19 protein-coding genes and 1 other annotated feature are annotated in these 24,163 nt (G+C 37.1%); of the genes, 7 read left to right on the forward strand and 12 right to left on the reverse strand.

All coding sequences use genetic code 11. The features are described 5' to 3' along the window. Positions 1-69: 69 nt before the first annotated feature. The 4 genes from ACIP9C_RS05055 to ezrA all read right to left on the reverse strand — a co-directional run bounded on the left by ACIP9C_RS05055 (position 70) and on the right by ezrA (position 4,837). On the reverse strand, positions 70-282 hold the full coding sequence (locus tag ACIP9C_RS05055; RefSeq protein WP_173477551.1) for an alpha/beta-type small acid-soluble spore protein: 213 nt from the start codon (positions 280-282) through the stop codon (positions 70-72). Positions 283-496: 214 nt separating this feature from the next. Then, a complete protein-coding gene (gene thiI / locus ACIP9C_RS05060; protein ID WP_401009059.1) occupies positions 497-1,705 on the reverse strand; it encodes a tRNA uracil 4-sulfurtransferase ThiI in 1,209 nt (402 codons plus the stop codon). Next, the gene (locus ACIP9C_RS05065; protein WP_401009060.1) at positions 1,702-2,862 is read right to left on the reverse strand and encodes a cysteine desulfurase family protein; all 1,161 of its coding nucleotides are present in this window, start codon (positions 2,860-2,862) and stop codon (positions 1,702-1,704) included. The genes thiI and ACIP9C_RS05065 overlap by 4 nt, the downstream gene beginning before the upstream one ends. 271 nt (positions 2,863-3,133) lie before the next feature. Beyond that, on the reverse strand, positions 3,134-4,837 hold the full coding sequence (gene ezrA, locus ACIP9C_RS05070) for a septation ring formation regulator EzrA (RefSeq protein WP_401009061.1): 1,704 nt from the start codon (positions 4,835-4,837) through the stop codon (positions 3,134-3,136). Between the two features lie 199 nt (positions 4,838-5,036). Between ezrA and hisJ the strand changes: the two genes are divergently transcribed. Both hisJ and ACIP9C_RS05080 read left to right on the forward strand, forming a co-directional pair. Continuing rightward, entirely contained in the window at positions 5,037-5,834 is a 798-nt protein-coding gene (gene hisJ, locus ACIP9C_RS05075) for a histidinol-phosphatase HisJ (protein ID WP_401009062.1), read from the forward strand. 20 nt (positions 5,835-5,854) lie between these two features. Beyond that, positions 5,855-6,334: a GAF domain-containing protein gene (locus ACIP9C_RS05080; protein ID WP_401009063.1), complete on the forward strand. Its 480-nt coding sequence runs from the start codon at positions 5,855-5,857 to the stop codon at positions 6,332-6,334. Positions 6,335-6,419: 85 nt separating this feature from the next. On the opposite strand, the gene ACIP9C_RS05085 is transcribed toward ACIP9C_RS05080, so the two are convergent. After that, on the reverse strand, positions 6,420-8,303 hold the full coding sequence (locus ACIP9C_RS05085; protein WP_401009064.1) for a sensor domain-containing diguanylate cyclase: 1,884 nt from the start codon (positions 8,301-8,303) through the stop codon (positions 6,420-6,422). A 467-nt stretch (positions 8,304-8,770) separates the two neighbouring features. Between ACIP9C_RS05085 and rpsD the strand changes: the two genes are divergently transcribed. Beyond that, the gene (gene rpsD / locus ACIP9C_RS05090; protein ID WP_053485007.1) at positions 8,771-9,373 is read left to right on the forward strand and encodes a 30S ribosomal protein S4; all 603 of its coding nucleotides are present in this window, start codon (positions 8,771-8,773) and stop codon (positions 9,371-9,373) included. 274 nt (positions 9,374-9,647) lie between these two features. On the opposite strand, the gene ACIP9C_RS05095 is transcribed toward rpsD, so the two are convergent. Beyond that, positions 9,648-10,205 (reverse strand): integrase, encoded by a 558-nt coding sequence (locus ACIP9C_RS05095; protein WP_401009065.1) that lies wholly within the window; start codon positions 10,203-10,205, stop codon positions 9,648-9,650. A 204-nt stretch (positions 10,206-10,409) separates the two neighbouring features. Next, entirely contained in the window at positions 10,410-10,754 is a 345-nt protein-coding gene (locus tag ACIP9C_RS05100) for a KGG domain-containing protein (protein WP_401009180.1), read from the reverse strand. 892 nt (positions 10,755-11,646) lie between these two features. On the opposite strand from ACIP9C_RS05100, the gene ACIP9C_RS05105 reads away from it, so the two are divergent. Then, the gene (locus tag ACIP9C_RS05105) at positions 11,647-12,852 is read left to right on the forward strand and encodes an iron-containing alcohol dehydrogenase (RefSeq protein WP_401009066.1); all 1,206 of its coding nucleotides are present in this window, start codon (positions 11,647-11,649) and stop codon (positions 12,850-12,852) included. Positions 12,853-12,974: 122 nt separating this feature from the next. Further along, entirely contained in the window at positions 12,975-13,784 is an 810-nt protein-coding gene (locus ACIP9C_RS05110) for a cobalamin-binding protein (RefSeq protein WP_401009067.1), read from the forward strand. Between the two features lie 73 nt (positions 13,785-13,857). Here the strand turns inward: ACIP9C_RS05110 and tyrS are convergent, their stop codons facing one another. Beyond that, positions 13,858-15,126 (reverse strand): tyrosine--tRNA ligase, encoded by a 1,269-nt coding sequence (gene tyrS / locus ACIP9C_RS05115; RefSeq protein WP_401009068.1) that lies wholly within the window; start codon positions 15,124-15,126, stop codon positions 13,858-13,860. Between the two features lie 73 nt (positions 15,127-15,199). After that, positions 15,200-15,402 (reverse strand) — a binding site (T-box leader). 102 nt (positions 15,403-15,504) lie between these two features. Between tyrS and ACIP9C_RS05120 the strand changes: the two genes are divergently transcribed. Next, positions 15,505-18,606 carry a transglycosylase domain-containing protein gene (locus ACIP9C_RS05120; RefSeq protein ID WP_401009069.1) on the forward strand — a complete coding sequence of 1,034 codons (3,102 nt, stop codon included), beginning with the start codon at positions 15,505-15,507 and terminating at the stop codon, positions 18,604-18,606. Positions 18,607-18,695: 89 nt separating this feature from the next. Beyond that, positions 18,696-19,577 (forward strand): NAD-dependent epimerase/dehydratase family protein, encoded by an 882-nt coding sequence (locus ACIP9C_RS05125; RefSeq protein ID WP_401009070.1) that lies wholly within the window; start codon positions 18,696-18,698, stop codon positions 19,575-19,577. Between the two features lie 223 nt (positions 19,578-19,800). Here ACIP9C_RS05125 and ACIP9C_RS05130 read toward each other — a convergent pair whose 3' ends face one another. The 4 genes from ACIP9C_RS05130 to argC form a co-directional block, all read right to left on the reverse strand. Continuing rightward, positions 19,801-20,931, reverse strand: coding sequence for an acetylornithine transaminase (locus ACIP9C_RS05130; protein WP_401009071.1), 1,131 nt, complete (start codon positions 20,929-20,931; stop codon positions 19,801-19,803). 74 nt (positions 20,932-21,005) lie between these two features. Next, positions 21,006-21,770: an acetylglutamate kinase gene (gene argB, locus ACIP9C_RS05135; RefSeq protein WP_401009072.1), complete on the reverse strand. Its 765-nt coding sequence runs from the start codon at positions 21,768-21,770 to the stop codon at positions 21,006-21,008. Further along, the gene (gene argJ, locus ACIP9C_RS05140) at positions 21,733-22,965 is read right to left on the reverse strand and encodes a bifunctional glutamate N-acetyltransferase/amino-acid acetyltransferase ArgJ (protein WP_401009073.1); all 1,233 of its coding nucleotides are present in this window, start codon (positions 22,963-22,965) and stop codon (positions 21,733-21,735) included. Before argJ ends, argB begins: the two co-directional genes overlap by 38 nt. Positions 22,966-23,062: 97 nt before the next feature. Further along, entirely contained in the window at positions 23,063-24,097 is a 1,035-nt protein-coding gene (gene argC / locus ACIP9C_RS05145) for an N-acetyl-gamma-glutamyl-phosphate reductase (protein ID WP_401009074.1), read from the reverse strand. Positions 24,098-24,163 lie beyond the last annotated feature (66 nt).

Below are 24,163 nucleotides of genomic sequence, written 5' to 3' on the forward strand. Positions count from 1 at the left end.
TTTAAGCAAACTAAAACCAGTGCCTTTTACGGTCACTGGTTTTAAGTTTAATAATTGCTTATTCTGCAATTATTGGTTTTTTGGCATACCTTTTAATTGAGATTCTGCCATTTGTACAAGACGTTTAGTGATTTCACCACCAACGGAACCGTTAGCACGAGCTGAAGCGTCAGCTCCTAATTGAACACCAAATTCTTGTGCAATTTCGTATTTCATTTGATCAAGTGCTTGTTGTACACCAGGTACTGCAAGCTTGTTTGAACTACCATTGTTGTTTGTCATGTCTGTCTCACCTCCTTGTGATTATAGAATGTGCGATATTTGTTTTTTAATACGAAAAAAATAAAGGTAAAATGTAACTCTAAAGGAAATTGACTAGAAAATTAAAAAAAGAACCGTCCCAAATATGATTTTGAGACGGTTTCCTTCTTATTAAATGGCGTTTTTAAATAAATGCAAAACAACGATGAATTTATTTTTTACGTCCGTAATTTTTTTATAAAAGATCTGCGAATTTATCTGTAGGCTGCTCTTTTTTCGGGAAAATGTAAACTTCACGGTTTTTCACAGCACGCTCAATTAGTTCATCGAAATCAGAAAAGCTTTCATAATGCTCTACTTTCTCAAGCTTTGGTTTCGTTTTCGGACTAGCAGGTGTGAAAATTGTACAGCAATCTTCAAATGGCTGAATCGACGTTTCATATGTGCCGATTTTCTCCGCAATTTCAATAATGTCTAATTTATCATTCGATATAAGCGGACGTAAAATCGGTGTATTCGTTACAGCGTTAATAGCAGTCAAACTTTCAAGCGTCTGACTTGCTACTTGTCCGAGACTTTCACCTGTTACAATGGCAAGTGCGTTAATTTCTTCACGTACTTTATCTGCAACTTTTAACATCATACGACGTGTAGTAGTCATAGACACATTAGACGGTACTTTTTCTTTAATAAGCACTTGGATTTCTGTAAATGGAATAACATGTAGTCGAATACTTGCGCCGAATTTTGTTAGCTCATTTGCTAACACTTTTACTTTTTCTAATGAATTTTGGCTTGTATATGGTGGGCTAAAGAAATGTATTGCCTCTAAACGTACACCACGTTTCATCATTAAATAGCCTGCAACAGGACTATCAATCCCTCCTGAAAGCATTAATAATGATTTTCCGTTGGAGCCAACTGGCATACCACCTGCGCCTGGAATAACTTGCGCCATCATATAAGTTGAATCGTGGCGCACTTCCACTCGTAGCTCTACATCTGGATGTTTCACTTTTACTGATAAATTTTGATATTGAGGTAAAACATGGCCACCAATTTCACGCTGAATACTGTGAGAATCTAATGGGAATGTTTTATCTGTACGTTTAACTTCAACTTTAAAAGTTAATTGTTCATGTTTAAATGTATCCATAATCGTAATCGCAAGCTGTTTCATGACATCCATATCTTTGTCACAAGCAGCAACAGGACTAAATGATTGTATCCCAAAAATTTTCGGTAATCCTTCTAGTAAGACATTCATTTGTGCCTCATCTTGAATGGCGATAAACATACGATCACGTTCTGTACGAATGTGTAAATGCCCTAAGTCTGCAAACGCATAACGAATATTCTCACGTAAACGACGAATAAAATCCATTTTGTTACGTCCTTTTGTAGATAGTTCGCCATATCGAATTAATATTTCTTTCCAAATCATAATAAAAGTTCTCCTTTTAGTTCCATCAATACTTTTTTGATAGCTAGTATAAATTGTGCTATGTCTTCAGATGTTACATGTGCGCCAAAGCTCACACGAATAACACCCTTTTTAAAATGTTCATCAATATTTAATGCTTCTACAACATGGCTAGTTTTTGTTTGCTTTGACGAACAAGCACTTGATGTAGATACAATGACACCATATTTTTGTAAGGCATTTATAAGTACCTCACCTTTTAAATCACGAACACTAAATGATAAAATATGTGCTGCACTCTCTGGGGTAGATAAAATATGCACAATATCACCAAATTGCTCTAGCTCAGCACGGATTTCCTGCTGCCATTTACGGAATTTTTCTGCACGTTCATTCATTGTTTCCACTGCAATACGAGCTGCTTTCGACAGTGCTACTGCATGTGGAACAGCAACTGTGCCACTACGCAAACCAAATTCCTGTCCTCCGCCTAAAGCATATGGTTGCCATTGCATTTTTTTTCGGAATGCTAAGACACCTGAGCCTTTAAATCCATGAATTTTATGTCCAGAGATTGTAATACAATCAGGGCCTTCCTCACCTTTAAATGTTAAAGGTAATTTTCCGAAGCTTTGTACTGCATCGACATGGAACGCCGCTCGACTTTCTGCATGGACGATTGTAGCTGCTTCAAAAATAGGTTGAATAGCGCCCATTTCATTATTTACATGCATCATACTAACTAAAATAGTATCTTTGCGTATTTTTGCCTTTAGCTCATCTAATGAAATTACACCTTGTGCATTTACACGTAAATACTCTATTTCAAAGCCTTCCTTTTCCAGCTGTTTGACTGATTCTAACACAGAAGGATGCTCTATTTCTGTAGTTAAAATATGTTTACCCTTATGTGTGTTGCCACGTGCTAAACCAATAATTGCTGTGTTATTAGATTCGGTACCACCTGAAGTAAATAGCACATTTTTTGCTTCAGTCTTCAAAATATCTGCTACTTGCTCACGCGCACGCATTAATAATTCATTTGATTCTACACCCATGGCATGAATCGATGCAGGGTTCGCATAATACTGTTCATTTACTGCCATAAACGTCTGCATTACTTCTTTATAAGGCTTTGTTGTAGCACTATTATCAAGATAAATTGTATTAACTTTCATTATTTTTCACACACTTTCAAAACGTTGATTTAACGGTATTTATCATAACGCAATCTGTCGCGATTGACTACTAATTATTCTGATTTAGTCATTTATCATCTCTTTTTTATAACCTTTAAAATGAAAAAAACTACCCATTTTTATTTATTTTGACCAAAGAATTGCACGAATAAAGTTAGTAGCAATAAATAAAATAGCTACCTAAAAAGTTCATTACGACACTTTTTAGGTAGCTGTTTCTTTTATTTATACTTTTATTCACTTCGAACTTTTAAGACTTTGTTAGCGTCTCTTCTGCAACAATTGCTTCTATACGCTTTAATGCACCTGGCTCCATTTCCTCTACCGCAGTCCCAGCTTCTTCTAAAGCCTTCGCATAACGGTATTGATGGAATGCTTGTTCCGCTTCTTTTAAACGTGCATTTAATTTTGGATTCGTAGCACGGTGACGATTACCGTATTGAATGATACGTTCGATAAGCATGACATTTTCAATCAATTCATGTGCCTTCGAGTGAACATCCTCAACACAAAGAGTCGCTGCATTCAAATTATTATGGATTGTTCCCATGTTAAGTGGAACTTCTTGTAGACTTTGCATGACAACATATATATGCTCAGCAGCCTCATCTAAACGAGCATCCATCTCTTCGGGAATACCTGGAATATTCGCCTTGTTTAACAGGCGATCTGTTTCTTGAAGCGTTTTTTTCAAGTTTTCCACTTGTGTACGAGCTTTATTTTCATCAATGCGTAACTTTTTCATTGTATTTGATAAATGCCCTTGCTCTTCATGGATACGCTCTAGTTCTTCGCTAATTTCGATTAATTCCTCTTGTAAACTTGAATAAGCCGATTTTTCCTCAGAGACACGCATTGCCAATAAATCATATCGGCGTTGGAGTGCTTCTAATTGTTTTAAAGCAGCCTTTGGAATTTCAGCATCTTTTTCATTCAAATGATAACTTTGCTGAACAAATGTTGCTTCATCACTTACTGATCGGGTTGAGCTAATAACATTTGTAATAGAGCCTAATAATCGCTCACAATTTTGGTCTACATAATTTTTAGCAATGACTTCTTTTTCAAGTAAGTCATAGAAATGGTCGATTTCTTCATTTATTTCAGCAACACGAGGTTTAACAACTGTTAAATTCAGCTCCGCAAGTTCACCCTTTAACGCAGCAAATTCAACTTCCAGTTTGTCCAACGCCTCTGTTAGCTCTAAATGATGCAAGTAGTACGATTGCTCTTCCATTTCACGTTGACCATTGCGCAATTCTTGGACCGCACCTGGTAACTTTACTTGTAGTTCTGTCAAAATAGTCGGAACGTCATTGATGTATTCAAATGTCTGCTGTGATTCATGATTTAAGCTAATGACAATTTCACGTGCCTGCAAATAATTTCCTTCGCTTGTGAGTACATCAAATTCCTCAAATTTTTGAATAAACACTTCTAATTTTTGTTCAAGTGCAGGTAAGGCTACACCAAATGAGTGTTGATGCGCAAGCAATGTTTTACGTGCTGATCGATAATATTCTTTGAGCTGTTCAATTTCAATACGGTTTTTTTCTTCGCTGCCAATTAATTCATTAAGTTCTTCTAAGATTTTATCTTTATCTTTTTCACACTTAAGAATATAATCTTCTATTTCACGTTCTATCAACGTTGCTTTTTTAAAACGAAGACGATTGATTTGATCTTCAGCGTCGAATAGAAGCGAATCAATTTTTGTCATATGTACATCGATGACTTCATCCCAACTATTACGCCACCGTTCAAACATTTCCTCTGTTTCACCATTCATGTTTAAAGATTTAACTTTGGAAATTTCCTCATTTATGGGATTGTTTTGTATTTGTAATTTTTCATTTTCTAGTTGTGAAATGATTGTTGTATGTTTTCTTCGCATCATTAATCCTACTATGGCTAAAATTAATAGTAGGATAATTGGAATGATGATATACTCCATCGTAAGCCTCCTATTCTACAATAAACGAATTGGCTAGTTGTATACATTATATACTATGTTTTCGCCTTTTGTACTAAAATTTAAGTGATTTTCAGAAAAGTGTATTCACGACCTACATATTGACAGTTCCACCTATGTCATTGAACATAGAGCATAAATATGTAATTATCATTTTACTAGTTAAAGGAGTGTAATATGTATGAAAAGAGACGGCCATATTCATAGCCCGTATTGCCCACATGGGACATCTGATTCATTTACACAGTATATTGAAAAAGCTATTGCTGAAAACTTTACGGATATTACATTTACAGAACATGCACCATTACCCTCTAATTTTAACGACCCTACACCCGAAAAGGATAGTGGAATGCAACTAGATTTTTTAATGCCGTATTTTGAGGACTTACAGCAGCTCCAAAAGCAATATGCACAAGATATTCGCATTCGTATCGGTTTAGAGATAGACTATATTCAAGGCTATGAGCAAGAAACTCGTAAATTCCTTGATACATATGGGCATTTTTTAGATGACTCTATTTTATCAGTGCATTTTTTACAATGGCAAAACACATATGAATGCATTGATTTTTCTGCTGAAAATTTTATAGCTTTTGCTAAAAAGGTAGGTTCTATTGAACAAGTTTATCACTTATATTATGATACTGTCCTACAATCTATTGAAACAGATTTAGGTCAATACAAACCAAAGCGTATCGGACATCCAACGCTAGTTCATAAGTTTCAACTAGCCCATAATACGAAAATTGATGATACCGTCCGCATTCATGAAGTATTAACTACTATGCAGCAAAAAGGATATGAGTTAGATTTAAATAGTGCTGGTTTAAGTAAAACATACTGTCAAGAGCCTTATCCACCATTTGCCTTTATCGATTATAGTAAAACGATTGGATTACCTGTCGTTTTCGGTTCTGATGCGCATACCGCTGTTGATTTACATCAGCATTATAAAACTTTATTTCCAATTATATAACTTTTAAACGAGGTGCTATTATGTTTACACAAATTAATTATGAAGGATCCATCGTCGATCAATACAATACATTAGCAAAGCAATTAGATGCACTACTCACTGGAGAAACAGATCGTATTGCTAATTTAAGCAACGCCTCTGCATTGCTTAATCAATTCCTCCCTGACATTAACTGGGTTGGCTTTTACATATTACAAGAGGAAGAGCTAGTATTAGGCCCATTCCAAGGCTTACCTGCATGCGTGAGAATTCCAGTTGGACGTGGTGTTTGTGGATCTGCCGTGTCTAAAAAAGAAACGCTTGTCGTAGAGGATGTTCACGCATTTCCAGGGCATATTGCATGCGATGCCGCCTCTCAATCTGAAATTGTCATTCCACTCATTCAACAAGACAAGGTAATGGGCGTGCTTGATATTGATAGCCCCGTCAAAAATCGCTTTTCTACTGATGACCAAATCGGCTTAGAACATTTTGTAAAAACATTACTGCTTCATATTTAAGTGACGTACGCAAGTAGCCACTAAAAAATGCCCTGAAATGGATTATAAATATATCATTTCGGGGCATTTTTATTGTAAACATCGTTTATGCATTTGTTTGTAACGTTCGATCATGAATACAGAATCTATTTTTCCCATTGTTTTTCGCTTCATATAAAGCTGTGTCAGCATGTAGGAAAACAGATTGAAAGGCTGGTCTATAGAATTGATCCCATGTAATAAGACCTGCTGAAATTGTTACTTGAGGATCTGTTGCATTCGGAATTACTTCAACTATTGTTGATGCTAGCTCTAAAGCTTCTTGCTCATCAACATTAGGCACATACACCGACATTTCCTCTCCACCCCAGCGAGCACAAATACCACTGGCACCTATTGTTTCCTCTAATTGCACGGCAATCTGCACGAGAATTTTATCACCTATTTGATGACCATAGGTATCATTGATGCGTTTGAAATTATCAATATCAATCAGTAAGAACATTCCTGACTGATCTGTTTTCAATGATTTTTCTACAAATTGGTCTAAATAACTACGTGCATATAATTTTGTTAAATGATCTCGATCAACCATTTCTTGTAGCTGATTTCGTAAAATAGAGTTTGCTATCGCTAATGAAGAATGATGGATTAAAGATTGCATTAGCTTAAAACTATCAAATGAAAAGAAATACGGCTCTTTGTGTAATACGATGCTAAAGCCATTAATTTTTTCCTCCATTAGGATAGGAATCGCCATAATTGAACGATATTCTATTTGATTTGGGGTTAATCTGCTAAAATCGGCTATAAACAGTGGATCATTTGTATGCTCAAAATGTTGTTCAACATGATTTATATAAGTCTTGCCTTCGTCTGATTTAAATAAGGATGTACTAGCATCTTTCACTACATAGGTAGCATTATCTTTAAAAGCGAAACAAACTTCCATTGGTTGGAAAGACTTCATTAATTGTTTTTGTAGGAAAAGTAACATTTCATTAATATCAATTCGCATATTTAATCGATGCGATGTTTCATTGATAAGTTGTAAGTCACTTACGAGGCGATGCGATTGATGATATAATTTGGCATTTTCTAGTGCATTGCCAGATGCTTGTGCGAGCATACGCACAAAATCTTTTTCAGTTGCTGAAAAAAGGTATGTGGTAGGTGCATTAACTTGTAAAATCCCATAAATGGCTTGTCTCCCTTTTATAGGAGCATTTAATAATCGACAATTTAAGTCTCCAGCTAGTTCAGTTGTCAACTCACCTGATACAAAAGCTTCAATTGTAGCAGGTCTTTCAGATAAGTAATCAAAAAGCTTTATATCGATTGTCGTATGGCGATCTTGATCGTTGGATAAAATAAGCTCCACATTAAATTCAGGAAAATTATCTCGAATATTTTTTAAAACGTTTTCTAAAATCAAATCAATATCCATTGTTGAATGAAATAAGTCCGTCATATTATAAAGTTTTCTATATTGGTCTTCATTCAATTTTACTTCTAGGTTTTCAATCAGTAGTTGTAAAACTTTCGTAAGCGTTTCTACACACTCTTCACCATAATCCGAAGTCATAAAGTCCGTCCAAGTATCAGTGGCTTCTACAAGCAACACACCAATAGGATCTTTGCCCTCCGCCTGGAAAAGCACCATATCTGTCATCATATTATAGGCTGTTTTTTCTTTTAATATATAAGGAAGCTTCACCACTTTCTGTTGGTAAAAGCTAGCTTCTATCATTAGCCATGACACAGCATTTAGTTTTGTTTCAATCGTCAAATTAGCTAATTCTTCCACAGGTATTAAACTATTACCTTCAAAGCTAAGAAATGCCGCATTTTCAATTTTCAAGTGCTTCTTTAGACACTGTTTAAATGAATAAAAATACTCATTAAAACTAATTAGTCCTCCATTCGAACTCACCCAAATGCTCAAAACATCAGATTTTATATATTTCAGCGTTTGTAAATGGTCTGTCATGAAATCACCTTTTCTATATAACGTACAAATCAATTACTATTAACTTATAATGTATTATACATAATTTGTGTCATTTTGACTATTTAATTCTGCCTTACTTTTACAATTTACATTTAATACCGTATCATTAACCATTTCGTAGTAGTGTAAAATGACTTTCAAGGAAATTCCTACTATAGACCTTTTTGAAAATAGCAATACTAATAATTGACGTCTACGCTTTAAGCAGTTACAATGAAGTTTGTGTAAAATAAACGCAGCAGTGGTATGAGCTTATTACTGTATTTTATTCCTCTATTTTACTGAGTATTACTTTTCAAAGTCTCTCATTTACAAATAGATGGTGTATTGTGTAACCTAACGGCTGCATAGGCGAAAATACATGAAAATAAAATGCGTATAAGAATGGGTACTACTGGTTTTTGTTTTACAACAAAAAAACCAAATTTAAAGGAGGAGACAACAATATGTCTCGTTATACAGGTCCATCTTGGAAATTATCACGTCGTCTTGGTATCTCATTAAGCGGTACTGGTAAAGAAATCGAAAAACGCCCTTACGCACCAGGTCAACACGGCCCGAACCAACGTAAAAAATTATCAGAATACGGTTTACAACTTCAAGAAAAACAAAAACTTCGTCACATGTACGGCATGAACGAACGTCAATTCCGTACTCTATTTGACCGCGCTGGTAAAATGAAAGGTGTTCACGGTGAAAACTTCATGATTCTTCTTGAAACTCGCCTTGACAACTTAGTTTACCGTTTAGGTTTAGCTCGCACTCGTCGTGGTTCTCGTCAATTAGTAAACCACGGTCATATCTTAGTAGATGGCAAACGCGTTGATATTCCATCATTCAGCGTTAAACCAGGTCAAACGATTTCTCTTCGTGAAAAATCTCAAAACCTTGCTGTAGTAACAGAAGCTATCGAAGTAAACAACTTCGTACCTGACTACTTAACTTTTGATGCAGACAAAAAAGAAGGTACATTCACTCGCCTTCCAGAACGTTCTGAACTATCTGCTGAAATCAACGAAGCATTCATCGTAGAGTACTACTCTCGTTAATTTTTTAACGTTAGATTGTTTTCGTTTCTTAAACCCCGCAACCTTGTTTATTCAAGGGTTTGCGGGGTTTTTGTGTATATTCACAAATTTAAAATAAACAGCTTGCATTTCAAATCGATTTCACATAGACATTTAACCTACTCAATTTGCTAATTTGGCTATTAATTTTCCCTACATATAAAAAAAGTCACTCATTATTTTCAAATGAGTGACTTTAGATGCCACTTTAGGTGCCAGGCACTCACACAATTTGGAGTGCTGACGATCTCTTACCTTAGGCCAACTGTAAAACAGGCTGGCTTAAGAGGTTATGGTATGCATGTAAATCTTGTTCATATAATTTATTATATGTCGCTAGGCTATGCTGCTTTATATAGTCAAAGTCCTTTTTATCTATTAGCTGAAGTGTATTATTAAGGTACTGTGCATTATCCCATGCAGTTTCCTCAAATTGAATATTCATTTCGTGTTCTTCAATTATCATAGATAAAAGACGTTCATTTCGATAAATTTCTTTTTTTGCATGCTGTTTCTTCATCTTAAAAATTTCTATCGTTCTTGGAAGTGATGCCTGTAGCGCTTCACGGTCAACAGCATGACCTAGTTCATGTAAAGTAATTGTTTTTACATAAACCTCAAGCGGAAGTGGTAACATTAGCTCATTTCTTGCTTCTATTAATCTGTTCGCATCAAATCCTATATAATCCCCAATAAAGTTATAACTCATATTAATACCACAATGATCTTGTTTTATCGCAACCGTTATCCCTACAGTTTGCATAACGGAATTAATTACATCATATAGTTCTTTTTCTTTAAGCAATGTTGTCATTATTAACGCTTTCCTCATTTCCTCTGAAAACAAGCTAATGATAATTTATTACAAGCGGATTAAATATATACTACATTTAGGGGAAATTCAACATATTTATCCTGTTAATTCAGAAGAAATGAGAATTTTTCCATCAAAAAGGCGTTTGTAGTTAAAAACTACAAACGCCTCTTTGCTTGTTTAAAGCTTTTACCTCATATTAAATTAGTCTTTGTTGTTATTATTATTGCTATTGTTATTTTTATTACGTTGATTTTGGTTTCCATTGGAGTTGTTACTACGCTGGTTGCTGCGTGCTTCTCCACCTTTACGTCCTATTTCTTCATAAAAATCGTCGTCGTGGTTTTCAGCTGTAGCTTCTCCACCCTTACGTCCAATTTCTTGATAAAATTCCTGTCCATGATTTTTAGACGTAGCTTCTCCGCCTTTACGTCCTATTTCTTCATAAAAATCATGATCATGATTTTTGGAGGTAGCTTCTCCGCCTTTACGACCCGCTTCTTCTACAGTCATGTTTTCATTGTTGTTTCTGTTGCGATTGTTTTGCATGTTAGCCATTGTAATTCCTCCTAAATAATTTTTTAAGCTATTGACTAGCTCGCTATTTATATTCCCAGTCCATACATGACTAAACATTATTTTTTAAAAAATCTATTATTTTCTTTAAACTTATAAAAATAACTAGTGTTTTCATAAAAGAAATAGATATCGAATTCAATAGTATTTAATTGTAAAAAAAATAACGTTTTTATAAAACCTTTATGTTCTAGTACTCTTGAAAAATCCTCTTTTTCATACTAATTAGCGATTATTGTCAGGTTAAACGCTGTACAAGTGTCCTGCAACTTATTCGTCTTACACTCAATAGCAGAACTACAAAAAAATAAAGCACTGTGAGCATAATACATCTAAACTCCGCACTTTTACTTATTAAATTAGCTAAGTCCTTTGTATTTAACGCCATTAAACTTGCCTCTCTTCTATAATCCAAGAGTTATTATCTTTTCAAAAAATTCCTTTCTTCCATTAATCCACAATTATTTGCAATATTAACATTTAAATTAATTGTAAATTTTTCTGTACATTAAAATAGCAATTCTCCACTTCTCAAACAACATAAACACTATCATTATATTAACAACTGTATATCAGTTATTTACTATTCAACTCGCCTTATAAATAGAACAAATTTCCAAAAAATATATTTTACTTTTATACGATAGTATTTCTTAAAATGTATTCAAATCAACCATCTTACTCCTTATTCACTTTTTCATTATCATCTTTTCAGTTACTTTTTTGTGAAATAATAACAGGAATTAAATTAACAATTTTAATAAAAATTCGTCTTGAACTTTCAAAAAAAATAGAATAATATGGATTTCGGAAGGTGGTTAGCCATCATTCAAGCAATAATAATTTTTTAAAAGGGGTTGGAAATATGTCAGACGTTCTAAAGCAATTTGTAATGCCAAAAACAAACTTATTTGGACCTGGAGCAATTCAAGAAGTTGGTAAACGTTTAAATGATTTAGAAGTGAAGAAGACATTGATCGTAACAGATGAGGGCTTACACAAATTAGGTCTCTCAGAGCAAATTGCTAACATCATAACAGCAGCTGGAATTGATGTTGCAATTTTCCCTAAAGCAGAACCAAATCCAACAGATCAAAACATTGAAGATGGAATCGCTGTTTATCATGCAGAAAACTGTGATTCAATCGTATCTCTCGGAGGCGGAAGTGCACATGATGCAGCAAAAGGTATCGGACTTATTGCTTCGAATGGTGGACGCATTCATGATTATGAAGGCGTTGACAAATCAGAAAACCCACTGGTGCCATTAATCGCTATTAATACAACAGCAGGTACAGCGAGTGAAATGACACGTTTTACAATCATTACGGATACTGAACGTAAGGTTAAAATGGCGATTGTTGACAAGCACGTTACACCGCTAGTTTCGATTAATGATCCAGAGTTAATGATTGGTTTACCTCCAGCTCTAACAGCTGCAACTGGTTTAGATGCATTAACACATGCCATCGAATCATTTGTATCGACAGACGCAACGCCTATTACTGATGCATGTGGAGAAAAAGTACTTCAGCTAGTACCTGAGTTTTTACCACGTGCATACGCAAATGGTGCTGATTTAGAAGCACGTGAGCAAATGGTATATGCACAATTTTTAGCAGGTATGGCGTTCAATAACGCTTCACTTGGTTACGTACATGCTATCGCTCACCAATTAGGTGGCTTCTATAACTTACCTCATGGCGTATGTAATGCAATTTTACTGCCACACGTTTGCCGCTTCAACTTGACAGCACGCACAGAGCGTTTTGCTCGTATCGCTGAATTGCTAGGAGAAAATATTGAAGGCATCAGTAAACGTGACGCTGCTGAAAAAGCAATTACTGCCATTGAAAAATTGTCTAAAGACTTGAATATTCCTAGTGGCTTCCGTGAATTAGGCGCGAAGGATGAGGATATCGAAATTTTAGCAAAAAATGCAATGCAAGACGTTTGTGCTGCAACAAATCCTCGTAAAGCTACATTAGAGGACATTAAACAAATCATTACAGCAGCAATGGGACCTGTAGTAAAAACAGCACAATCCCTTGAAGCTGTTGCACTTTCTTAAAATATTAATAAAAATGGCGTGTCTCAATGAGGCACGTCTTTTTTTGAGCAAAAAGCAATCGCTTATTGTATGTGCGTCAAGTGACAGCTATACTTTTCTTAAAAAGATATGGGGGGAAACATATGCGATTAATCTCAATTTGCCCAAGCAACACTGAGCTTGTTGCCTATCTAGGGTTAACCCATCAACTTGTAGGTGTTGATGATTTTTCAGATTGGCCTATAGCTGTGCACGAATTGCCAAAGCTTGGCCCAGATTTATCGATTGATATAGATGCATTAGAGGCACTAAAGCCAGACTTAGTACTTGCCTCGTTAAGTGTACCTGGCATGGAAAAAAACATAGAGGCATTACTGGAAAGAAACATTCCCCACATCGTCTTTAATGCCAACTCGTTAAATGAAATTGCGCTGGATCTCATAACACTAGGCGTTGCTTGTGGAGTAGAGGAACATGCTAAAAAGATTTCTGAGGAATATTTACACTTTATCGAACAGCTTCAAACGATTGCACAAACTATTCAAGAAAAACCAACGCTCTATTGGGAATGGTGGCCAAATCCTATTTTTACGCCAGGAAAGGTCAATTGGTTAACTGAAATTAGCAATCTTGCAGGTGGACAAAATCTTTTTCGCGATATCGAATTAGCAAATGTCCAAACAGACTGGGAAGAAGTCGTACGACGTAATCCTGATTATATTTTGATGGCATGGGTCGGTGTTGCCTTTACGCGCATTAAACCTGCTCATTTATTGAAACGTCCACATGCCAACGAACTTCAGGCAGTTCAAAAGCAGCATGTGCACGTAATGGAAGAATGGTTGTACTGTCGTCCATCGCCTCGACTCGTTGAGGGCGCACTAAAACTTGCGCAGCTTCTCCACCCTCAAAGCTATCAGCAAATAGCTCTGCCAAGTTTTTTAGAATGCTAAAAATGAAAACATCCCCTCGATAACGAGGGGATGTTGAATTGTATAAGAATTGTGTGAGTGACTGGCACCCAATCTATCCGAATTTCACCATATGGTATTTTTTCTTACCGCGGCGTACAATGCTAAATGCATCTTCTAAACGATCTTTTTCATCTACGATATATTCTAAATCCGTAATTTTTTCACCGTTCACGCTAATTGCGCCATTTGTCACATCTTCACGAGCTTGACGTTTTGAAGATGAAATCCCTGCTTCCACAAGTAAATCCACGATGTTTTTCGCTTCTTTCGCCATTTCAATAGAAGGAACATCTTTAAATGCATCCTTCATTTCCTCAGCTGACAGAGCTTTTAAATCGCCCGAGAATAGTGCAGCAGTAATACGAATAGCCTGATCTAATGCTTCCTGACCATGTATTAAGCGTGTCATTTCCTCCGCTAAAGCTTTTTGTGCCTTACGTAAATGTGGTTCTTCCTCTACAGATGCAGCTAATGCGTCAATTTCTTCACGTGTTAAGAACGTAAAGATTTTTAAATATTTAATAACGTCCGCATCAGCAGCGTTAATCCAGAATTGGTAGAACTCGTAAGGAGATGTTTTCTTACTATCTAACCATACTGCACCACCAGCTGTTTTACCGAATTTCGTACCATCTGCTTTTGTTACTAATGGAATCGTAATACCAAATGCTTTTGTTTCTTCTTCATGTGTTTTACGAATTACTTCTAAACCAGTTGTAATATTACCCCATTGGTCTGAACCGCCCACTTGAATGCGACAGTTGTAGTTGTTGTATAAATGGTTGTAATCAATACCTTGAATTAATGTGTAAGCAAATTCTGTAAATGAAATACCTGTATCAAGACGTGAAGCAATCGTATCCTTTGCTAACATGTAATTAACATTAATTAATTTCCCGTAATCACGTAAAAATTCAATTGTACTAATATTTCCAATCCAGTCACGGTTGTTAACAAGTTGAGCTCCATTACCATCCTCTGCAAAATCAAAAATGCGCTCTAATTGACCTCGAATAGCTTGCACGTTTTTGTCAATTTGCTCCACTGTTTGTAGTTGACGTTCTTCAGAGCGACCAGATGGGTCTCCAATCATCCCAGTTGCACCACCAACAAGTAAAATCGGACGGTGGCCTGCTTTTTGGAAGCGACGAAGTGTTAATAAAGGCACGATATGACCGATGTGCATAGAATCAGCTGTTGGATCTACACCACAGTAAAGAGAAACAGACTGTTCTGCTAAAAGTTTTTCCATGCCTTCAGCGTCAGTTTGTTGGTACAGCAAACCACGCCATTCTAAATCTTGTAATAATTCGTTTGTCATTGTTTCTTCCTCCTAAAATGTTTTTCTTTAGCGTGTAGAAACAAAAAAAGTCCCTACACGCAAAAATATTGCATGCAGGGACGTTAATAACTAACGCGGTACCACCCGGCTTGAAGATGTCATCCATCTTCCTCTCATTCAACCGCCTTTATCGCAGGCGCGCACGTCTAAGCTCCAAGTACGTAATTCGTCTCTACATTATGACCAGCTTTCACCAACCGCTGGCTCTCTAAACAGGGAATATAGACACTACTGCAAACTCTTCATCACTAGAAAACTATAAGCATTATTCTAAACGATTCTCTTTCAATGTCAATAACTATGTTCGAGGCAATTCATTATATGCTATAATAAACAAGATTTTAGGAGGTCGATACCTTGAAAGATTGGATTGAGAAAATCAATGCAAAGATCGATGAGTTACTCGAACAAAAATGGATGAAGACATTACGTATTTCAGGCAGCGTAGTCTGGAACTTATTTTTACTATTTTTAGTCTTTGCATTGGTAGGCACAGTATTTGTTGGTTCTGTTGGCGCCGGCTATTTTGCCTCACTTGTAAAAGAAGAGCCATTGCGCTCTAAAGAAGAATTACGAGACCTTATTTTTAACTATGAGGAAACAAGTGAAATTTATTTTGCCAACAATATTTATATTGGGAAATTGCGTACTGATTTAGAACGTCGGGAAACATCTCTTAGCGCTGTTGCACCAGACTTAATTAATGCAGTACTCGCAACGGAGGATGAATATTTCCGCGAGCATAATGGGATTGTTCCTAAAGCCGTTATTCGAGGGCTACTCCAGGACGTAACTAACTCCGCTACGCAGACAGGTGGCTCTACATTAACACAGCAACTTATTAAAAACCAAGTGTTAACAAATGAAGTATCCTATGAGCGAAAAGCAAAAGAACTATTACTTGCAATGCGCTTAGAACACTTTATGACAAAGGAAGAAATATTAGAGGCATATTTAAATATTATTCCTTACGGTCGAAATGCAACCGGGCGTAATATCGCTGGTATTGAAACAGCAGCTGAAGGTATTTTTAATGTGAAGGCAAAGGATTTAACACTTCCTCAAGCCGCTTACATAGCTGGTATTCCACAAGCACCTTATACTTACACACCATTTACCAATACAGGTGTGCTAAAAAGTGAAGAAGCTTTAAAATTAGGCATTGATCGTATGAAAACGGTGCTCTATCGTATGAGAGAAGCTGGCTACATCAATGAGACACAATACAAAGAAGCGCTCGCATACGATATTACAGCAGATTTCCGTTCGCCAGAAGCGCGCCCAGAAGATCGTTATCCTTGGTTAACATATGAACTAGAAGAACGCGCAAAGCAAATTATTGCTGAAAAAATAGCGCAGGATGATGGCATTGATCCAGAACGCTTAAAAACTGAAAAAAAATTAGAAGAAAAATATTCAATATTGGCAGACCGCGACGTTCGTTCAAAAGGCTATCGTATTTATTCCACAATCAACAAGGATATGTTCGATGCCATGGAAAAAGCTGCTAATAACTTTAAATACTACGGACAAACGTATACAGGTAAAGAAAAGGACCCTGTAACAGGTGAGGAAATCGATGTACAAATGCCTGTACAGGTTGGCAGTATTTTAATCGAAAATAACACAGGACGGATTTTAAGCTTCGTAGGTGGTCGTGATTTTAAAACGAGTCAAGTAAACCACGCAACTCGCTCTACCCGTTCGAACGGTTCAACAATGAAACCATTACTCGTCTATGCGCCAGCGATTGAATATGGCGTGATTGGTGCAGGTAGCCCATTAGTTGACGTCAAGTTCTCTATTGGCATTTGGAGTCCAAAGAACTTTTCCGCGAACGATGAACGCGGTCTTATTCCTGCGCGTGAAGCGTTAGCTGACTCTCTAAATATATCAACCCTACGCCTATATTACGAAATTTTAAATAGACGTCCTGCTGAGTTTTTAGCAAAAATGGGCTTCTCAGATTTAAAACCTGAAGATTATACAAACCTTTCAACAGGTATCGGTGCTTTAGAAGTAGGTACAACTGTTGAAGAAAATACAAATGCTTATGCAACTTTTGCGAATGGTGGTCAGTTTGTTGATGCCTATATGATTGAAAAAATAGAAGACCAAGATGGTAATCTTATTTATCAACATGAAGCAGAACCTGTACAAGTATTTAGTCCTGAAACGTCTTATATCGTGACAGATATGTTGCGAGATGTATTATCAAAAGGCACAGGGACAGTTGCAAAAAATACATTAAAATTCAATTCTGATTTTGCAGCTAAAACAGGTACTTCACAATACACGAATGACGTTTGGTTAGTTGGTTATAATCCAAATGTTTCCCTTGGTGTATGGATGGGCTACGATAAACAACGCTCACTTGATGCATTTAATAATACGTATTTGCAACCAAGTGCCCGCATTAACAAGCTATGGGGTACATTAATGAACTCAGTCTATGATGTAGATCCACAACAAATTGATGCCCCAACAAACTTTAAGCAACCAAAAAATGTGGTGACTGCTTCATTCTGTGGTATTTCTGGTCTAGCACCTTCTGCGGCATGTGCTAGCGCAGGGCTTGTACGCTCAGATTTATTTAACGCGAAAGTATTTTTACCGTCACAACCTGATGACAGCTTAGCTTCATCGAGCGTCGTAACAATTCAAGGTAAAACGTATAATGCACATCCAAATACACCAGCAGAGTTTGTAAAAGCTAGTGGTGCTGGTATTAACCAAGCCTTTATAAAACGGATGTTAGGTAAACTTGGTGGTAACCCAGCAAGTCTACTACCTAAAAATTCATCACTCTCAAATTCATCTGTATCAGCAGTCGATTTCCCAGCTGATGGTAGTGCGCCTGCAGCTGTAAAAGCTTCAATTAATGGCAATACGCTATCTTGGAGTGGCTCGTCTAACGATGTAGTAGGCTATCGAATTTATAATGTAACGAATGGTGGGAACACGATTGTTTCTTCGGTACTAGAGGCTACTCAAAGTATGACAGTTGCTAGCGGACAAGCTTATGTAGTTGTTGCTGTTGATATTACAGGTTTAACTTCGCCTCAATCAAATGTTGTTTCAACAGGTGGCAGTGATACAAAACCAGATGAAGATGACGATGAAGAAAATCCAACTTCACCTACTGTTCCAATACCACCGGCAAATGGTAATAACGGCAATGGCTCTAACAACGGTAATGGCTCCGGCAATAATGGTAACGGATCTAATGGCGGTAATGGCTCTGGTAATGGCTCTGGTAATAACGGAAACGGCTCTAACAACGGCAATGGTTCCGGTAATGGCGGAAACGGCTCTAACAACGGCAATGGTTCTGGTAATGGTGGAAACGGTTCTAACAACGGCAATGGTTCTGGTAATGGCGGAAACGGTTCTAACAACGGCAATGGTTCCGGCAATGGTGGAGGGACAACACCACCAACTGATCCACCAACCGAATAATAAAAGGCTTACTACAATGAAATTTCAATTGTAGTAAGCCTATTTTTTTGTCATTATTAAGAGGACAACTTAACAAAGGGGTAGGTAAAATGAAAATTTTAGTTTTAGGTGGCACGCGTTTTTTTGGTAAAAAATTAGTGGAGCTTTGCCTTCAAAATAAACATGACGTAACAATTTTAACTCGTGGGCAAAGTGGCAACCCATTTGGAGAACAAGTTCACCAGATTACCGTTGATCGCAGCGATGTTCAAGCATTAACACAAGCGTTAGCTAATACAACATGGGATGTCGTCTACGATAATATTTGTTATTCACCGAATGAAGCACATGAAATAGCGCAAATATTAGAGAACAAGACGAAAAAGCTAGTCTTCACCTCAACATTAGCTACATATGAAGCAGATGGAAAGATGAAAACAGAAGCTGATTTTAATCCGTATGAATACGAGATTCGTATGGGCGATATTAATGATTTCACATATGGTGAAGGTAAACGTCAAGCAGAGGCTGTCCTTTATAAAGAAGCGACATTTCCTGTTGTCGCTGTGCGTTTCCCTATCGTCCTTGGTGAGCACGACTATACGCGTCGCTTACATTTTCATGTAGAACATATTTTAAATGAACAACCTATATCGTTACCGAATGTTGATGCAAAGATGAGTTTTATTTCAGATGAGGAAGCTGCAGCATTTTTATATTTTGCAGGTGTCGCTCCGATTGAAGGGCCATATAATGCAACTGCATCTGGTACTATCTCATTGAAATCGTTACTCGAATTAATTGAGAAGGAAACAGGAAAACTCGCAAAAGTTTCGCTAATTGGCGGCGATGAAAATTCTCAATCACCTTATGGAATTCCAAATCATTGGTATATGTCAAACGCAAAAGCAGAAGCAGCAGGCTTCGCATTTAGTCAATTAAACGTTTGGCTTCCTAACCTTGTAAATAAATTAGTCAAACAACTGCAATAATATGTGATAACTTACATGCTAGTAACACTAGGCTGAGATAAAAAAAATGCTAGAAAGAAGACAAAGGTGTTCTAAATAGCACTAGTGGAAGCGCCATAGCACACATCTATGGCAACAAAAAAAGTGTTAGATTGATTGCATTCAATCTAACACTTTTTCTCTTTTTAGGTCCTATTAGTGCGTAGTGCCCTTTTCATTAGTAGTTTTAGTCTGCCTACTTCTATTATAGTAATATCGTTTTTAAAATTTCTACTGCTTCGTCAATCTCTGTTTTAGACACCGTAAGTGGTGGTAAAAGTCGAATAACATTTGGGCCTGCTCCTACAAGAAGTAAACCTTTGTCTTCCGCTGCTGTAATGAAAGGTGCTACCTCCGTATCGCCACAACCAATTCCAAGTAATAAACCTTGGCCTTGTACTGTATAGCCTGTCGGTAAATTGGCTTGTAGTTGCTTCACAAAATAGGATGATAATTCTTGCACATTTTCTAAAAAACTTGGCTCAAAAACGTTATCAAGGACCGTTTCAGCAACACGCATTGCTAAAGAATTCCCACCAAAAGTAGTACCATGCGTCCCCGGGCTAAACGTATCATACAATTCAGCTGTCCCTAACATTCCTCCTACTGGGAAACCTCCACCTAAACCTTTTGCTAATGTCACAATATTCGGCTTCAAGATTGTTTGTTCATATGCATAACGCGTTCCTGTTCTACCAATACCTGTTTGCACCTCATCAACAATCAATAAAATGCCTTTATCCTCACAAATTTTTGCAATTGCCGCTGCAAATTCAGGCGACACGCTATTAACACCGCCCTCACCTTGAATCATTTCCAGCATAATGGCTGCAACTGAATCGTCTATCGTTGCTTCAAGAGCCGTTACGTCATTGAATGGGAGTATTGTAAATTTATCAACAAGTGGTCCAAACCCATTATGTACCTTGCCTTGACCAGTTGCTGACATTGCGCCAAACGTTCGACCATGAAACGATTTTTCAAATGTAATAATATGATGTTTCCCTGTATGCTTACGAGCGAGCTTAATTGCCGCTTCATTAGCTTCCGCACCACTATTACAGAAAAAGGCATACGTAAAATGTGTATCTGCCACTAATTTTTGAGCTACCTTCTCTTGCCCAGGTATATCAAATAAATTCGACATATGCCAAAGCGTTTCACTTTGTTCTTGAATAGCCTTTACGATAGCAGGATGAGCATGCCCGAGACTAACAACGGCAATACCACTTGTAAAGTCTAAATACCTTTTGCCATCACTATCTTGCACAACAGTTCCTTGCCCTTTAACGATTTGGGCACGACGTTTGCCATAATTTCCAAATAATGCGCTCATAATATCAGCTCCTCCACTTCATTTTCAATGGACACCACCTGCACAGCACAGCATCCACTTATTACATAACTACATTACGGCAAAATCGTTGTACCGACTAATGCGTCTCCAACAATTTGCACGGATGGAATGCCTGCATTCAGACACTCGATTGCCCCTTGCACTTTGGGAATCATTCCACCATAAATATGACCTTCCTCAATCCACTTCGCTATTAACGGTGGCGTTGCTTCTGTTTGATATTCATCTTGAATACGGATACCCGAAACATCTGTAACAAGCAGTAAGCTTTCTGCCCCAATAGCAAGCGCTACTGCACTCGCTACTGTATCTCCGTTAATATTCAGCGCTTGACCATTGTAATCAGCCCCAACACACGCTATTACTGGGACAATTCCAGCTGTAATGAATGCTTCTAACAACGATGTATTGACCGAATGCACCTCACCTACAAAGCCGTAAATTTCCTTGTCTAAAAAGTCCGCTACAAGTAATTGGCCATCAAAGCCATTAAGCCCGACTGCTGCAATTCCTGCTGTTGTTAACTCATGTACTAATGAAGGATTAACATTCCCTATTAAAGTAGATTGAACAATGTCAATCGCTGCTGCGCTTGTTACACGTATGCCATTTAATGCATGAGATTCAATATTTCGTGCAGCAAGCTCGCGATTAATAGCAGGGCCCCCACCATGCGTAATAATAAGTTCTACTCCACTATCTTGTAGTTTTTTAAAATTTTCAAAAAAAGCATCATTTAAGCCTTCAAGCGTGCTGCCACCCAGCTTAATAACCATGCGTTTACGAGCGGTAAGATGCATTGATTTGAACGTAGTCATACGTTAAGTCACATCCCCAAGCATGCCCCTTGCCTTCACCTATGCCAAGTGACACAAAGATTTTTACTTCATGCATTTTTAAAATTTGAATCAACTCATCTTCAGAAAATGCAATCGGTTCACCGTTTTCGACCATTGTTGCACCACCAATTTGAATTGTAATTTTATCAGGGTCAACTGTTGCGCCACTATAACCAACCGCTGCAATAATTCGTCCCCAGTTAGCATCGCATCCAAATACAGCTGTTTTTACAAGTGGAGAACCAACAACAGTTTTCGCAATTTTACGTGCTTCTTCATCTGAAATGGCACCTTCTACTTCAACCTCAATCAGTTTCGTTGCACCTTCTCCATCTTTCGCAATCATTTTCGCTAAATCTTCAGCTACAGTTTTTAATGTATAGTAGAAGTTATGCCAATCAGGATGCGCAGATGTTAAAAGATCATTGCCCGCTACACCATTTGCCATCACAATAACCGTATCGTTTGTCGAAGTATCTCCATCTACCGTAATCGCATTAAACGTTAAGTTTGTAATTTCCGATAACGCGTCTTGTAATACATCCGATTCAATATTCGCATCTGTCGTAATAAAACCTAGCATTGTCGCCATATTTGGTTCAATCATTCCTGATCCCTTTGCTACACCAGCAATAATAATTTCTTTACCATCAATAATTGTGCTATAGCTCGTATTTTTCATAACCGTATCAGTTGTTAAAATTGCCTGTGCAAAATCGATTGCACTCTCTAAACTATCCTTCGGCTCGAGTTGGAAAATCCCGCTAGTAACAGGCTCCATCTTCATAATTTCCCCGATTACACCTGTTGAGCAAACACCAACTAAATTTGCAGCAATCCCTAACTTTTCAGCCGCTAAAGCTTGCATTGTTTGCGCATCTTTCACACCTTGCTTACCAGTACATGCATTAGCATTACCAGAGTTTACAATCATTGCTTGTATTTTTTTTGTTGAGTAGACAACTTCTTTCGTTACTTTTAACGGTGCTGCTTGAACGGCATTTGTTGTAAATACGCCAGCTACACTTGCTGGTACGTCACTAACTAATATAGCTAAATCTTTTTTCTTATGCTTTAATCCGCAATGGATACCTGCTGCTTTAAAGCCTTTTGGTGAAACGATGTTTTTACTTGATAATTTTTTCATAACGTTCGTTGATGCTGTTAATGTCATAAACGTATTCCTCCTCAGTTTTAAAATAAGAGTGACTGGCACTGAAACAATTGGCAAAATTCAAAATTGTTTGGGTGACTGGCACTAAAATGGGCCCTTAAATAAAATATGGCACGACGTCTAGGCCTGTTGTTTGGGGTAAATCTAATTGCACATTCATATTTTGTATCGCTTGCCCTGCCGCCCCTTTAACTAAATTGTCAATAACAGCAACAATCGTTGCACGGTTTGTACGGTTATCAACTTTTACGAAAATATCACAATAGTTAGAGCCTTTCACACGGTTTGTAGCAAGGCTATTAACATCGGTTACAACCCGTACAAACGGATGTTTTTCATATGTTGCTTGTAAGCAAGCGACTAATTGATGCTCTGTGATACCTGGCATTAATGGCGCATATGCAGTGGATAAAATTCCACGTGTCATCGGCACTAAATGTGTATTAAAAGTAATAGCTGTCTCTATACCAGCAAACATTGAAATAGCTTGCTCGATTTCTGGAATATGTTGATGCGTATTTGTCTTATAAATGGAAAAGCTTTCGTTCACTTCACTAAAGTGTGTTGTTTGCGATGGTTTATTGCCAGCTCCCGAAATTCCACTTTTTGCATCAATCACGAGATAATTAGAATCTATTAGTCTCTCTTTTAACAAAGGCAATAACGAAAGCAGAACCGCTGTTGGATAACATCCTGGGTTCGCAATAAGTGAGGCATTTTTCACATTATGAGCATTCCATTCAGTTAAGCCATAAACACTTTGCTGAATAATTTCTAGTGGAGCAGCCTTTTTTCCGTACCACTCTTCATAGCTAAGTGGATTCTTTAATCGAAAATCCCCTGATAAATCAATTAACCTCGGACCTTTTCCAACTAAAGGTGGTAACAGTTCACTTGTCACACCAGAAGGCGTACTAGCAAACACAACATCCAATTTCGATAAAGTTTCATAATCTATTTTTTGCAATGGCGAATCTGTAATCGTAACTAAATGTCCAAACTTTGTAGAAAAAACGACACCTTCTTCTGAAGATGTAAATAAATCAATATGCTCCACCGCCGGATGATTATGTAAAAAGCGGATAAGCTCCAATCCTCCATATCCTGTTGCTCCAACAATTCCTACTTTCATTACACTCACCTCTAAAATAAGTTAAAAATAGTATACGTCTGCATATTTATTAAGTCAACTGAATTT

It is taken from the genome of Lysinibacillus sp. NPDC093210 (genome assembly GCF_044753985.1).
Lineage (GTDB): Bacteria > Bacillota > Bacilli > Bacillales_A > Planococcaceae > Lysinibacillus.

Coding starts and splice junctions, on each gene's coding strand:
- ACIP9C_RS05055 (WP_173477551.1), bottom strand. CDS start 282: ATGACAAACAACAATGGTAGTTCAAACAAGCTTGCAGTACCTGGTGTA.
- ACIP9C_RS05085 (WP_401009064.1), bottom strand. CDS start 8,303: ATGACAGACCATTTACAAACGCTGAAATATATAAAATCTGATGTTTTG.
- ACIP9C_RS05125 (WP_401009070.1), top strand. CDS start 18,696: ATGAAAATTTTAGTTTTAGGTGGCACGCGTTTTTTTGGTAAAAAATTA.
- ACIP9C_RS05065 (WP_401009060.1), bottom strand. CDS start 2,862: ATGAAAGTTAATACAATTTATCTTGATAATAGTGCTACAACAAAGCCT.
- argC (WP_401009074.1), bottom strand. CDS start 24,097: ATGAAAGTAGGAATTGTTGGAGCAACAGGATATGGAGGATTGGAGCTT.
- hisJ (WP_401009062.1), top strand. CDS start 5,037: ATGAAAAGAGACGGCCATATTCATAGCCCGTATTGCCCACATGGGACA.
- argB (WP_401009072.1), bottom strand. CDS start 21,770: ATGACTACGTTCAAATCAATGCATCTTACCGCTCGTAAACGCATGGTT.
- argJ (WP_401009073.1), bottom strand. CDS start 22,965: ATGACATTAACAGCATCAACGAACGTTATGAAAAAATTATCAAGTAAA.
- ACIP9C_RS05080 (WP_401009063.1), top strand. CDS start 5,855: ATGTTTACACAAATTAATTATGAAGGATCCATCGTCGATCAATACAAT.
- tyrS (WP_401009068.1), bottom strand. CDS start 15,126: ATGACAAACGAATTATTACAAGATTTAGAATGGCGTGGTTTGCTGTAC.
- ACIP9C_RS05110 (WP_401009067.1), top strand. CDS start 12,975: ATGCGATTAATCTCAATTTGCCCAAGCAACACTGAGCTTGTTGCCTAT.
- ACIP9C_RS05100 (WP_401009180.1), bottom strand. CDS start 10,754: ATGCAAAACAATCGCAACAGAAACAACAATGAAAACATGACTGTAGAA.
- ezrA (WP_401009061.1), bottom strand. CDS start 4,837: ATGGAGTATATCATCATTCCAATTATCCTACTATTAATTTTAGCCATA.
- ACIP9C_RS05095 (WP_401009065.1), bottom strand. CDS start 10,205: ATGACAACATTGCTTAAAGAAAAAGAACTATATGATGTAATTAATTCC.
- ACIP9C_RS05105 (WP_401009066.1), top strand. CDS start 11,647: ATGTCAGACGTTCTAAAGCAATTTGTAATGCCAAAAACAAACTTATTT.
- ACIP9C_RS05130 (WP_401009071.1), bottom strand. CDS start 20,931: ATGAGCGCATTATTTGGAAATTATGGCAAACGTCGTGCCCAAATCGTT.
- rpsD (WP_053485007.1), top strand. CDS start 8,771: ATGTCTCGTTATACAGGTCCATCTTGGAAATTATCACGTCGTCTTGGT.
- thiI (WP_401009059.1), bottom strand. CDS start 1,705: ATGATTTGGAAAGAAATATTAATTCGATATGGCGAACTATCTACAAAA.